The sequence below is a fragment of the Streptomyces sp. CA-181903 genome (assembly GCF_050937075.1).
Taxonomy (GTDB): domain Bacteria; phylum Actinomycetota; class Actinomycetes; order Streptomycetales; family Streptomycetaceae; genus Streptomyces.
Window position 1 is genome coordinate 4,561,178 of record NZ_JBNJLY010000001.1, and the last position, 12,131, is coordinate 4,573,308.

Annotated in this window: 11 protein-coding genes and 2 pseudogenes; 9 read left to right on the forward strand and 4 right to left on the reverse strand. The window is 72.2% G+C overall.

Annotation, left to right across the window (positions count from 1 at the left end):
* Positions 1–4 precede the first annotated feature (4 nt).
* Complete coding sequence (locus tag ACQEVS_RS20490; protein ID WP_433022404.1) at positions 5–595, reverse strand: proline-rich domain-containing protein; 591 nt, start codon at positions 593–595, stop codon at positions 5–7.
* A gap of 336 nt (positions 596–931) precedes the next feature.
* On the opposite strand from ACQEVS_RS20490, the gene ACQEVS_RS20495 reads away from it, so the two are divergent.
* The 6 genes from ACQEVS_RS20495 (at position 932) to ACQEVS_RS20520 (ending at position 7,781) form a co-directional block, all read left to right on the forward strand.
* Entirely contained in the window at positions 932–1,825 is an 894-nt protein-coding gene (locus ACQEVS_RS20495) for a bifunctional methylenetetrahydrofolate dehydrogenase/methenyltetrahydrofolate cyclohydrolase (protein ID WP_433022406.1), read from the forward strand.
* The gene (locus ACQEVS_RS20500; protein ID WP_433022408.1) at positions 1,815–2,240 is read left to right on the forward strand and encodes a DUF3017 domain-containing protein; all 426 of its coding nucleotides are present in this window, start codon (positions 1,815–1,817) and stop codon (positions 2,238–2,240) included. The genes ACQEVS_RS20495 and ACQEVS_RS20500 overlap by 11 nt, the downstream gene beginning before the upstream one ends.
* Before the next feature lie 508 nt (positions 2,241–2,748).
* The gene (locus ACQEVS_RS20505) at positions 2,749–3,564 is read left to right on the forward strand and encodes a helix-turn-helix domain-containing protein (RefSeq protein ID WP_433022410.1); all 816 of its coding nucleotides are present in this window, start codon (positions 2,749–2,751) and stop codon (positions 3,562–3,564) included.
* A gap of 55 nt (positions 3,565–3,619) precedes the next feature.
* A complete protein-coding gene (locus ACQEVS_RS20510) occupies positions 3,620–4,573 on the forward strand; it encodes a DUF2690 domain-containing protein (protein ID WP_433022412.1) in 954 nt (317 codons plus the stop codon).
* Positions 4,574–5,059: 486 nt separating this feature from the next.
* Entirely contained in the window at positions 5,060–6,658 is a 1,599-nt protein-coding gene (locus tag ACQEVS_RS20515) for a DUF2690 domain-containing protein (RefSeq protein ID WP_433022414.1), read from the forward strand.
* 133 nt (positions 6,659–6,791) lie between these two features.
* Complete coding sequence (locus tag ACQEVS_RS20520) at positions 6,792–7,781, forward strand: malate dehydrogenase (protein WP_433022416.1); 990 nt, start codon at positions 6,792–6,794, stop codon at positions 7,779–7,781.
* 182 nt (positions 7,782–7,963) lie between these two features.
* Here ACQEVS_RS20520 and ACQEVS_RS20525 read toward each other — a convergent pair whose 3' ends face one another.
* The gene (locus tag ACQEVS_RS20525) at positions 7,964–8,992 is read right to left on the reverse strand and encodes a hypothetical protein (protein WP_433022418.1); all 1,029 of its coding nucleotides are present in this window, start codon (positions 8,990–8,992) and stop codon (positions 7,964–7,966) included.
* A gap of 202 nt (positions 8,993–9,194) precedes the next feature.
* Between ACQEVS_RS20525 and ACQEVS_RS20530 the strand changes: the two are divergent.
* Positions 9,195–9,296: pseudogene (locus ACQEVS_RS20530) on the forward strand (IS5/IS1182 family transposase); the annotation flags it as partial.
* Between the two features lie 108 nt (positions 9,297–9,404).
* On the opposite strand, the gene ACQEVS_RS20535 reads toward ACQEVS_RS20530, so the two are convergent.
* A complete protein-coding gene (locus ACQEVS_RS20535; RefSeq protein WP_433027745.1) occupies positions 9,405–9,950 on the reverse strand; it encodes a class I SAM-dependent methyltransferase in 546 nt (181 codons plus the stop codon).
* A 183-nt stretch (positions 9,951–10,133) separates the two neighbouring features.
* The gene (locus tag ACQEVS_RS20540; RefSeq protein WP_433022420.1) at positions 10,134–10,580 is read right to left on the reverse strand and encodes a glycine-rich domain-containing protein; all 447 of its coding nucleotides are present in this window, start codon (positions 10,578–10,580) and stop codon (positions 10,134–10,136) included.
* A 191-nt stretch (positions 10,581–10,771) separates the two neighbouring features.
* On the opposite strand from ACQEVS_RS20540, the pseudogene ACQEVS_RS20545 reads away from it, so the two are divergent.
* Positions 10,772–10,951, forward strand: a pseudogene (locus ACQEVS_RS20545) (helix-turn-helix domain-containing protein); the annotation flags it as partial.
* Positions 10,952–11,159: 208 nt separating this feature from the next.
* A complete protein-coding gene (locus ACQEVS_RS20550; protein ID WP_433028184.1) occupies positions 11,160–12,059 on the forward strand; it encodes a transcriptional regulator in 900 nt (299 codons plus the stop codon).
* The last annotated feature ends 72 nt before the right edge of the window (positions 12,060–12,131 follow it).

Sequence of the window (12,131 nt, forward strand, 5' to 3'; positions counted from 1 at the left end):
GCGTTCAGTAGCGCGGGCGCTGAAACCATTCGGCGGACGCGCGCTTGGCGCAGAAGACGATGGTCAGGATCGCCATGACCAGCGTCAGCAGGCCCAGGCCGTACGCGGGGGCGGTGAACAGACCGCTGATGATCGCGAACGACGCGTAGACGATGGAGCCGACGCGGACGCCGTTGCCGCCCTTGGCGTAACGGATGGCGAGGATGATGCCGATGACCGCGAAGACCGCGGCCAGGATGGCGAGGAAGGCCACGAAGCCCCGGGCGAGGCCGAAGGCGGTCTCGGCGTCGACGGTGTCGCCGTTGCGCGTGGTGACCGTCTCGCCGGTGTGCTTCCCCGACTCGTCCTTGATCGCGACGTAGGCCGCGATCATGAGGCCGGACACGATCACGTGCACGGTCGTGATGACCCACATGAAGATCCGTGCGGCCTTGGTGATGCCGGGCATCTCCGCCGGCACCGGCGGCATCCCGTGGTACCCGCCCTGCTGCGGGAACGGCGCGTACGGCTGGCCCGGGTACGGGGCCTGCTGCGGGTAGGCGTAGCCGGCCTGCGGCGGCGGGCCGTACGGATTGTTCTGCTGGCCGAAGCTCATGGTCGGGCGATTCCTCCGTTGGTCGTGCGGGGACGGTCGCGGACTTCCGGAGGGCTGGCTGAGCGGCTCACCCCCCGTCACCGCCCGCGGCACAGGCGATTCATCGTGGTAGGGCTCTTGACATTTGTCCAGCGGATACCCTCTGCGTTGTTCAAGCGCCGCGCGACCGTGATCTCGACGTGAACGTGAACCGACCACCGTGCACCGGCGGACCCACCACGGTGTACCAGTGAACCGACACGGCGCACCAGTGGCCGACCACGGTGTACCGGTGACCACAGGGCGGCGTGCCCTCCTGATTGGAAGGGCCGCCGCCGGATCCAGGAGTATGGAGCCATGACCGCTCAGATTCTCGATGGCAAGGCCACCGCGGCCGCGATCAAGTCCGAACTCTCCACACGCGTGGAAGCCCTCAAGGGCCGGGGCGTCACCCCCGGCCTGGGCACACTCCTGGTCGGCGACGACCCGGGCAGCAAGTGGTACGTGGCGGGCAAGCACCGCGACTGCGCCCAGGTCGGCATCGGGTCCATCCAGCGCGAGCTGCCGGCGACCGCGACGCAGGAGGAGATCGAGGCGGTCGTCCGCGAGCTCAACGAGAACCCCGAATGCACCGGTTACATCGTCCAACTCCCGCTCCCCAAGGGCATCGACACCAACCGGGTGCTGGAGCTGATGGACCCGGCCAAGGACGCCGACGGCCTGCACCCGATGAGCCTGGGCCGCCTGGTGCTCAACGAGAACGCGCCGCTGCCCTGCACCCCGAACGGGATCATCGAGCTGCTGCGCCGCCACGGCGTGGAGATCAACGGCGCGCATGTGGTCGTCGTCGGGCGCGGCATCACCGTGGGCCGGTCGATCGGCCTGCTGCTCACCCGCCGGTCCGAGAACGCCACGGTCACCCTCTGCCACACCGGCACCCGTGACCTCTCCTCCCACCTGCGGCAGGCGGACATCATCGTCGCGGCGGCCGGCGTCGGGCACCTGATCAAGCCGGAGGACGTCAAGCCGGGCGCCGCCGTGCTCGACGTCGGCGTCAGCCGGGACGGCGAGGGCAAGATCATGGGCGATGTGGACCCCGGGGTCGCCGAGGTCGCCGGCTGGATCTCCCCCAACCCGGGCGGCGTCGGGCCGATGACCCGCGCCATGCTGCTCGTCAACGTCGTCGAGGCGGCGGAGCTCGCCGCGGATGCCTCCGGCGACGAGGTTGAGGGAAGCGTCGATGCCGGCTGAGACGGGCAAGGCGGCGGGCTCCGGGCGGTCCCGGGCGTCAAGCCGCTTCCCCCAGTTCACCCGCGACACCGCGCGCCCGGAGGGCGGCGGGCGTGCCGCCCCCGGAGGCGCGCCCGCTCCGGCCCGGCAGTGGCCGCTGCTGGTGGTGCTGGGGCTTACGGGGCTGGGGTTGCTGATCGTCGCCCTGGACGGCTTCCGGATCGGGACGATGCTGATCGGCATCGCCATGATCGGCGGCGCGGTGCTGCGCTGGGCGCTGCCCTCGGTGGGCATGCTGGCCGTACGGTCGCGGTTCACGGACATGTTCACGTACGGCGGGCTGGGGCTGGCGATCCTGCTGCTGGCGATGCTCGCGCAGCCGCACGCGTGGCTGAAGATCCCTTTCCTGGACGACATCCTGCACTTCACGGTCTGAGCGGTCTGGGAGGTCTGGGATGTCTGGGCGGTCTGAGGCTTCGGCCTGATCGGTCCGAGCGGCCCAAGTGGTCCGGCTGAGCGGTCTGAGCGGTCTGATCGCTCCGGCCGCATGACCTGAGCGTTCTGAGCGCTCCGGCCGAGTGACCCGAGCGGTCCGGACGGCATGGGCGGACCGTCCTCTCCCCCGTAAGAGGACGGTCCGGCCCGGAGACGGCCGGCCGGCGCGGGGTGGACCGCGCCGGCCGGCTCGCTGCACTGACTGTGATGCGCCACATCCCATCTGCCAAGCGTTCCCGGGCAGATGGGCCATCGTGGGACGTCCCACGCTCCCACCTGCGGCGACGGGCGCGCTTTTGAGGTCGTGGTGGGACGCCCCCGCCATGCCGCCCCTGGCCGGAAACCTGCGCGTCGGCCGACGACGCGGGAAAACGCGGCCCGGCGTCGCCATCATGTGCGACACAGGAGGCGCGTGCCTCGGGGGACCATGTGACGGTGTGGGGTGGAACATGCCGCGTTGGAAGGAACTGCCGGCGTCGCTCGACCAACGGGTGAGCCAGTTCGTCGTACAACTCCGCAGGCTCAAGGACCGTAGCGGACTCAGCCTCGCCGCGCTGGCGGCCAAGACGTCGTACAGCCGGTCCTCCTGGGAGCGCTACCTCAACGGGCGCCAACTGCCGCCGCGTGACGCGGTGGAGGAGCTGGCCCGGGTGTGCGGGGCGGACGCGGCACGCCTTCTGGTGCTGCACGAGATAGCGGAGGAGGCATGGCCCTCCGCCGCAACCGCCACGCCCACCGCATCGACCGCCTCTGTCGCATTCGGCGCGTCCGGCGCGTCCGGCATGGCTCCGACGCCCGTTACGCCGCCGGGCGTCGCGGATCTCCAGGAGACCAGGCGGCGCATGTGGCTGTACGTCGCGGCGGTGGCCGTGCTCGTCGTCGCGCTGGCGGTCGCGCTGCTGGCCGCCCGTCCCTGGAAGGACGACGACGCCCGCGCGAAGGGCGACGCGGGTGCGGCCGCGGTCTCCCCGTCCGCCTTCGTGTTCGTGCAGGGACGTTCCCGCCCGTGCCGCGTGGAGCGCCAAGGCGGCGAGCTCCGGGCCGGGTACAGCCCCACCCGCACGGTGCTGATGGACCTCAAGAGCAGTGGCTGGGAGGTGCTGGAGGCCCAGTGCCTGCTCAAGTACCACGGGTTCGACCCCGGTCTGATCGACGGTTCCTTCGGCGAGCGGAGCAAGGCGGCGGCCGAGCGGTTCCAGAAGACGAAGGGCCTGGTCGTCGACGGGATCGTGGGCCCCGACACCTGGAAGGAGTTGCGCAGGTGAGCGACGGGCGCCCCTGCCGGCGGAGTGTGCCCGACTGGCCGCCGTACTGAGGGAGTTGAAGGAACGCACCGGTCTGAGCCTGGCCGCGCTCGGCGGGCGGACGGCGTTCAGCAAGTCGTCCTGGGAGCGGTACCTCAACGGCAAGAAGCTTCCGCCGCGCGAGGCCGTCGAGGCGCTGTGCGCGCTGGCGGACGAGCCGCCCGGCCGGCCGCTCGCCCTGTGGGAGCTGGCGGAGCAGCGGTGGACCGGACGGGCCGCGTCCGCCTCCGTCTCTGCCTCCGCCTCGGCCTCCGAAGGCACCGGCGGGGGAGCGAGGGGCGCGTCGGCGTCGCCTCCCGTGCTCGACGAGGCGTCCGCAGAGTCCGCGTATTCCGCGCATTCGACGGATCACGCACATTCCGTCCATTCCGTGCGTTCCCCAGATTCCGTGCGTTCTGTGGATGCGGTGGCGGGTCCGGCCGCCGGACGGAGGGCCGGCCGGCGCGTCCCCGGGTGGTACCTCGCCGTCGGGGCGGTGGCGCTGGCGGCGGCCGTCCTGCTGGCCGTGGTGCTGCTGTCGGGCGATGACGCGGCGACCGAGACGGCCTCCAGGCCCGGCGCGGCCGGTTCGTCCTCCATGCCGTCCGCACCGTCCTACGCCCAGTCCTTCGAGCCCGGCTGCCACGGCAAGGACTGCGAGGGTGCCGACGCGCAGGCGATGGGGTGCGGCGCGCAAGGGCTGCCCGTCACCCTGGCCTCCCGGCGGTCGGCGGGCGGGGAACGAATCGAGATCCGGTACGCGGAGAAGTGCGGCGCGGTCTGGGCCAAGGCCACCGCCCTGCGGCTGGGCGACCGGGTGGAACTGACGCTGCCCGGCGCCGACGCCAAGGAGATCAGGGCCGCCACCCGCCGCGACACGGAGATCTACCTGTCGACCGCGATGACGGCGACCGACGATCCGCGCCGGGCCCGGGTCTGCCTGCGGCCCGCCGAGGGGGCGGCCGAGTGCTTCTCCGCGCCTGGTGGGTGAGGCTGCGGGACGTGGGCGGAACGAGTGGGGGACGGGCGGGCGTGACCGGTGCTCCAACGGACGGGCGGGCGTGGCCGGCGCTCCGACGGGTGGATGGGCGTGGCCGGCGCTCCGACGGGCGGACGCGGCTGGCCCTCCTACGGGCGGACGCGGCCGGTCCTCCACCCCGTGGGAGGACCGGCCGTACGTCCTCCCCGAGCATCCAGATGGCGGCATTCCGGTTCAAGGCGGGGCCGGGTCTTGTGACGCGGAGGAGATCGTTCCGCTACGAGGTCACCGTTCTGTACCGGAATGGCGTTGTGCCGTACCGGAAGGGTTCGCTTCCCGAAGGGTGTTTCAGGAGCACGGCGGGCGAGGGGGGCGTGCGCCCCGGTGCGTTGATCAACCCGGAACGCCCCTATGCGCCCGCCGACAAGGAACTGGGAGGCTGCGTCGCGGCATCCCCTGGGTAGCACCGCGGTACGCAGGGTGACTAGGGGGAGGGCCATGCCTCGTTGGAGAGCGCTGTCGGACGAACTCGACCCGCAGGTGCGGGAGTTCGTGGAACAGTTGCGCCGCATCGTCGAGCGCAACGGGATGAGCGTCGGCGCGGTCGCGGACCGCACCGGGTACAGCAAGACTTCCTGGGAGCGCTACCTCAACGGGCGGCTGCTGCCGCCGCGCGGCGCCACCGAGGCGCTCGCGGAGGCGACGGGCACCGACGCCGGGCACCTGCTGACCATCTGGGAGCTGGCCGAACGCGCCTGGAGCCGGTCCGAACTGCGGCACGACGTGACGATGGAGGGCCTGCGGGTCGAGGCGGCGCGCGCCGCGTTGGCCGAGTACGCGCCGCCGGCCGGCACGGGGAAGCGGGGCTGGACGCTCCGCAGGGGGAAGGCGGCGACGGAGAAGGACGCGCGTGGTGGTGCGCAGGCGGCACCCGAGGCGCCGCCTGGAGTGACACCAGAGCCGACGCGAGAGCCGACGCCAGGGCCGACGCTCGAAGCGGCAGCGGCAACTGAGAAGTCGCCAGAGGAGTCGGGGCCGCAACAGGGGCGACGGGACGAGCAGGGCGGGCGTGCGGCGGACGACCGGCACGGCCCCCGCCCCCGTACCGGCCTCCCCTCCGCCCGAGCAGCCGGCGTGGACGCCCGCGCGCAGGCGATCCCCCTGGCGGACGCCCTGACGGATGCTTTGACGGGCCCACCGGCGGACCCGTCCGCCGACCCGCCCGCCGGCCCGTTCACCGGCCCGTTCACCGCTCCCTCCGCCAACCCGCCCGCCGACCCGTCCACCGACGCCTCCGCGGGCCCGCCCGTCGGCCTGCCCGCCGGCCCGCCGAAGCGGCCTTCGGGCGACCGGCGCCCGTACCCCCGTCCGCACCCCCGCACCCACCCGCGCCCGAAGCGCCGCGCGGTGCTGCTGTTCACGGTGGGGGCGGTCGGGGCGCTGCTCATGGTCGTCGCGGCCGTCCTGCTGCTCGGGTACGGGCCGGGAGGCGGCGCCCGGAAGACCCCGCCGCCCGCCGCCGCGCGGGACACCGGCAGCCCGGCCGGCCTCCCGGCGGGCGTCAAGTGCGCGGGCGGCGCGTGCACGGGCAAGGACCCGGAGAGCATGGGGTGCGGCGGCCGGCGGGCGACGACGGCGGGTTCCGCGACCGTCGGCAGCACCTACGTGGAGGTGCGCTACAGCGAGACCTGCAAGGCGGCCTGGGCCCGGATGACGCAGGGCGGCCCGGGCGACACCTTGCGGGTCAGCGCGGCCTCCCGCACCGGCGAGGGCCGGATAGAGCGCGGCACGGACGGCCACAGCACCATGGTCGCGGTCGCGGCACCGGGCGAGGCCAGGGCCTGCGTGGTGCTCAGTTCCGGACGCCAGGGCTGCACGCTTCCCGGAAAGCCCGGGGCGGACGGGGCAAACAGGGCGGATGGGGCGAGCGGGGCGGGTGGAACGGACGGAGCGGGCGGGACAGGCAGGGGGCCGGGACGGGCAGGGCGGCTGGTCCGGCCGGGGCTGACGATTCGTAGGGGGCCACCGGGACGTCCGGTGCCCGAGGAGCGGAAGAGGCGTCCGAAGCGTCACAGGAGGTGCCATAGACCCAGGTGAGGCGTCCCACACCGGTTCGGGGGTTCCGGGCGTGCGCGGTCGGATAGCCTGACGCCGGATCTCTTGATACCAAGAGAGGTCCGCACAACAGGGGCAGGGACACCCACCGCCAGTTTCGCAGCAGGAGATCGCCATGACCCGCACTCCCGTCAATGTCACCGTCACCGGCGCGGCCGGTCAGATCGGCTACGCGCTGCTCTTCCGCATCGCCTCCGGTCACCTCCTCGGCGCCGACGTGCCGGTCAAGCTGCGACTTCTGGAGATCCCGCAGGGTCTCAAGGCCGCCGAGGGCACCGCCATGGAGCTCGACGACTGCGCGTTCCCGCTGCTGCGCGGCATCGAGATCACCGACGACCCGAACGTGGCCTTCGACGGCGCCAACGTCGCGCTGCTCGTCGGCGCCCGCCCCCGCACCAAGGGCATGGAGCGCGGTGACCTCCTGGAGGCCAACGGCGGCATCTTCAAGCCGCAGGGCAAGGCCATCAACGACCACGCCGCGGACGACATCAAGGTCCTCGTCGTCGGCAACCCGGCCAACACCAACGCCCTCATCGCCCAGGCCGCCGCGCCGGACGTGCCGGCCGAGCGCTTCACCGCGATGACCCGCCTGGACCACAACCGCGCCATCTCGCAGCTCGCGAAGAAGACCGGCACCGCCGTGTCCGACATCAAGAAGCTGACGATCTGGGGCAACCACTCCGCCACCCAGTACCCGGACATCTTCCACGCCGAGGTCGCGGGCAAGAACGCCGCCGAGGTCGTCAACGACGAGGTGTGGCTGGCCGACACCTTCATCCCGACCGTCGCCAAGCGCGGCGCCGCCATCATCGAGGCGCGCGGCGCCTCCTCGGCCGCCTCCGCCGCCAACGCCGCCATCGACCACGTCCACACCTGGGTCAACGGCACCGCCGCGGGCGACTGGACCTCCATGGGCATCCCCTCGGACGGCTCCTACGGCGTTCCGGAGGGCCTCATCTCGTCCTTCCCGGTGACCTGCAAGGACGGCAAGTACGAGATCGTCCAGGGCCTGGAGATCAACGACTTCTCCCGCTCCCGCATCGACGCCTCCGTCAAGGAGCTCGAGGAGGAGCGGACCGCGGTGCGCGAGCTCGGTCTCCTCTGACCGGACGGTTCTGATCGGACGGTTCTGATCGGACGGTTCTGATCGGACGGTTCTGATCGGACGGGCGGCCCTGCCGCCGGTGACTTCGCGTCGCCGGGGCGGGGCCGCCCGTCCGTGTGAGGGCCCCCGGAACTGCCCCGGCACCGACCCGGACGGCGTCCCCGCCTGAGCGGGCGCTCCGGTCACGTGCCACGCAGGGCGGCGCGTACGGCGGCGCCGCCCCGGACGGCGGCCCCCCGGGCGGCTTCCGCCGCGGCCAATGCCCGCTCTCTCCGGCAGTCGCGGCACCACGGTTCGTCGTCCACCGGGTGGAAGAGGAACCCTTGCGTGTGATCGCCCCGGCATTCGCGCATGGTCATGTTCTTCGGCTGTGCCCGCTCGCGGGGTGGGGGCGGGGCGGAAATCGGCGGAGCTTCCGGCAGCTTGCGCAGCAGCCGGTTGCGGACGAGGGCCGCGGCGTGATGGATCCGCTCCGGCAGCCCGACGCTCAACTCCTCCCGTAGCTGGGGCGCTTTCACCCCGCGCAGCAGCCAGTCCGCCGCCAGCGGTGCGAGCTCCTTGACCTCCCGGCCGGTCAGCCGCAGCCGGGGTTCGCGGTGGGATACGGAGGCGAGGATGAGTGCGCCGTGCTCGATGAGTTGCTCAGGCAGGCAGGCCGGGGGAGTCGGGCGCGGCCCGGGCGGGGGAGGCGGCGGTAGCTCCTCCGCTTCCGGCTCCGGTTCGGGCCAAGGTTCCGCTTGTGCCTGTGGCTGTGGCTGTTGCTCCGGCGGGGCGGGCGGAAGGGACGTGTTGCTCACCGTCTTATCCCTGGGGTGACCACCGACCACCCGACTCCCCGGCTCACCGACGGCCGGTTCCCCGGTACTCGGCGAGCCGGGCACCTCCTGCCCGTCCCGCACGGCCCGCGCCTCCTCGGCACTCAACGGCACCGAAGCCACCAACTGCGTGGTCACCCACCGCCCGTCGGCCCCCTGCCGGCGCCACTCGTGCGCGTAACCGGCCTCCTTCAACTGCGCCTTGGCCCGCTGGAACGCCCCGTTCTTGATCCCGGCCCGCCGCGCGACGTCGGAGAGGGAGACGCCGGAGGTATCGGCGAGCGACAGCAGCCAGACGAGTAGGCGTACGGCATCCGAAGAAAGATCCGCGTGGCGAATGATGTCGTTCGATACCTGGGTGAAGCGACGCTGGGGCGCGCTAACATGGCGCATCATCCCGTGGGTCTCCGTTCTCAGACCTCGGTGGTGTAGGCCCTCGCGATGTCCTGGCAGACATGCGGGGGCCGCTCCGTTTGTGGAGTTGGGTGTGGCCGAGAGTACACGCAACTCGGCACCGATTAGCGGCTGTTGGGAGCGCCTGGAAGGCGTTGCCAGCGCACGGGCTGACTAGGGGGCGCACGCCACTCGTTGGGGCGCCCTCAAGCAGTTCAGGGCCGTCGCCACTCGCTATGACAGGCGCGGATACGTCTACCTCGGCACCGTCACCGCCGCCGCACTCCTCATCTGGTTCCGATCCTGATCGGAGAGACAGAACCTATCCACTGAGGCGCGCACGAGCAGCGTGCCCAGGGCCTCATCGCCCGGCGGGGGATGATCCGGGCGTCGACGTCGTCGAAGCCGTGGCGCTTCAGCAGCTTGGCCCACATGTGGGGGCGTACTGCCAGCGCAGGACGGTCAGTTCGCGCTCGCGTCCTTCCAGCCACTTGCCGTGCATCCGCTGGGGCCCGTACACGTCGGGGGCGGGCTCGGCGTGGCTGAAGACGAAGATGCCGCCGGGGGCGAGCCGCTTGGCGACCAGAGGCAGGAGCCGGTCGGGGTCGGTGAACCACGCCGCGCCCCACATGGAGTAGATCGCGTCGTACTCGGTGGCCTCGGTGACGAGGAAATCGCACACGTCGGCGTGAACGAAGGTGACGTTCGGCTCGTCCGTCCACCAGCGGCGGGCGCGCTCGACCTGGTAGGCGGAGAAGTCCACGGCGGTCACCTGGGCGCCGCGACGTGCGAGGTAGACGGCGTCTGCCCCTTCTCCGGGCCCGAGTTCCAGGACGGTGCGCGGTGTGCCGAGAAGTTCCGGGCCGGGACCGTGGCCGGGGAACTGCGTCCACTCGAACCGGTCGGGCGCGGGGGCGGGCTGCTCGCCCTCCCCCGGTATGGCTTGTAGAGGTTCCAGTATTCGGCGGGGGTGAGGGGCGGGCGGGGCATGGAGCTCCTCGCGGGGAACGGCGGGCCACGTGAGTTCGCCACCGTATCGGCGCTGCTCTGTCGCCGAGGCGTGTGCGCCGAACTCCGTCCGCTTGGCCCATGGAACGGCCCGGAGACGCTCGCGGCGTCCCCGGGCCTGACCGTTCCGGTTCGCTCAGTGGCAGCTGGTGCCCTGGGCGCACGGCCCGCACTTGGCGTAGTCGGCCTCCCAGAGCTTCCAGTCCACCTCAAAACCGTTCCCGGCGATGATCTTCGCGGTGCGTTCGACTGACCCGTCGTACTTGAACTCGATCTCGGGGATGTGCTCCAGGAACCGGCCCTGGAAGTGCTCGTGGCAGAACTGCCTGTAGTTCTTGGTGTCCAGGATGAAGGTGTGCACGGCGATGTCCACGGTTCGTCCGCAGCACATCTCCAGCTTCTGCCCCCACTTCTCCATCGCCGTGATCAGGTACGAGACGGCCGCGTGGAACAAGCGGTTGGCGTACACCTCGTCGAACGGGTAGTCCCGCATCAGCAGCTGGATCTCCCGCTCCCACACCTCGGGCTTCACGTAGTCCCGAGGGTCGCGGACCTTCGGCCTGGCCTCGACTGCCGTTGCCATGCTGTCCTCCCTGCTGCTCGAAGCTGCCGCCCCGCGAGCCGGGGCGTGCCTCCAGTTCACCGTCGGCAGCGGGCCTGTGGCGATCGATTGCCGCTGGTCGCACACGGTGTGCAGATGCTGCACGCGCTCTCGACGGCCGCCGGGCCCGCGCGTACGGTAAGCGCGCCGGTCCTGTGCCCGCTGGAGGTGTGGTGAGCACCGATGCGCTGTGGAGAACCCCGGAAGCTGTCACCCTGGTCGCCCGCCGTCAGGCTGGGGCGCTCATCCGGCTCGGGCGGATCCACCTCGGGTGGCGCCAGGCCGATCTCGGGCGCCGAGTGGGCTGTTCGGCCTCGACGGTCTCCCGCCTGGAGCGCAGCGGCACGCCCGACATCGGGCTACTGCGGCGCGCCGCCCGCGAGGTGGGGTTACCGACAGATGTTCTGGCCGCAGCCGTCGGCCTCGGACCGGGGGCGCCTACTACAGTGGCGCCGTCCGGTCAGTGTCCCGTCGAGGAGGACCCGTTGCGCCGCCGCTCACTTCTCGCCGCAGCCGGAGCCGCCGTCCCTCTCCCGCGCCTGGCCGGTATCGACGAGGCGCTTGCCGCTCCTCCCGAGCCGCACAGCCCTGCGATCGCCGTCGCCCCGCGCCTGGCCCGCGCACGCGTTGTTCGACGCCGGCCGCCACGCCCGGCTCCTCGACGCGCTGCCCACGCTCCTGACTGACGCCGGCGCCGCCACCGCCACCCGCACGGACGCCACGTACGCGACCCTTTCATCCTGCTACGCCCTGGCCTCGCGCGTCCTGACGAAGATCGGCCAGTACGAGCGTTCCCGAATCACCGCCGACCGGGCCATCACATACGCGGACCTCTCCGGCGACCCCATCGCCACCGCCGCCGCGTCGCGCGAGCTGAGCATCGTCCTGCGGCACCAGGGCCGGCCGGAGGCCGCCCAGCGCCTTGTCGACAGCGCCCTGGTCGCCGTCGAACGGACCGGCCTGGCCACCCAGGCGCAGGCCATGGCGTACGCGCAGATGCTGTGCACCACCTCGTACACCGCCGCCCGGGCCGGCCACCGCGACCAGGCCCTTGCCCTGATCGCCGAAGCCTCGCGGGCGGCCCGCCGGCTGCCGGACGCGCCGCCGGCGGTAGCCGCGTTCTCCATCAGCCCGGCGGCCGTCACCCTCTACGAAGTCGGCGTCCACTGGGCACTCGGCGACGCCGGCGCGGCCCTCCACGTCGGCCGCGAGCTGCGCCCCGGCCAGTTCCCGACGGCCGAACGGAAGGCCCGCATGCACACCGACCTCGCCCGCGCCTGGTGGCAGTGGGGCAAACCCCAACAGACCGCCGACGCTCTCCTGGAGGCCCTGCGTGCTTCCCCGGCCGAGGTCCGGGATCGGCCGGCGATCCGCCGCGTTGCTGTGGATCTGGTCCACCGGCACCCCCACACGGCGGGGCGGCGGGAACTCGCCTCGGGCATCGGGCTGCGTGCCCGGTAGCGCTCACCGTGTCCCATGCCGGGAGGGGGCGTTACGACGGCATGGATGAGCTGGAGCAACTGCCCGGCGACG

Bases quoted from the DNA above. Each gene is read 5' to 3' on its own strand.
- ACQEVS_RS20490 (WP_433022404.1), bottom strand. From the start codon at position 595: ATGAGCTTCGGCCAGCAGAACAATCCGTACGGCCCGCCGCCGCAGGCC.
- ACQEVS_RS20495 (WP_433022406.1), top strand. From the start codon at position 932: ATGACCGCTCAGATTCTCGATGGCAAGGCCACCGCGGCCGCGATCAAG.
- ACQEVS_RS20500 (WP_433022408.1), top strand. From the start codon at position 1,815: ATGCCGGCTGAGACGGGCAAGGCGGCGGGCTCCGGGCGGTCCCGGGCG.
- ACQEVS_RS20505 (WP_433022410.1), top strand. From the start codon at position 2,749: ATGCCGCGTTGGAAGGAACTGCCGGCGTCGCTCGACCAACGGGTGAGC.
- ACQEVS_RS20515 (WP_433022414.1), top strand. From the start codon at position 5,060: ATGCCTCGTTGGAGAGCGCTGTCGGACGAACTCGACCCGCAGGTGCGG.
- ACQEVS_RS20520 (WP_433022416.1), top strand. From the start codon at position 6,792: ATGACCCGCACTCCCGTCAATGTCACCGTCACCGGCGCGGCCGGTCAG.
- ACQEVS_RS20525 (WP_433022418.1), bottom strand. From the start codon at position 8,992: ATGATGCGCCATGTTAGCGCGCCCCAGCGTCGCTTCACCCAGGTATCG.
- ACQEVS_RS20540 (WP_433022420.1), bottom strand. From the start codon at position 10,580: ATGGCAACGGCAGTCGAGGCCAGGCCGAAGGTCCGCGACCCTCGGGAC.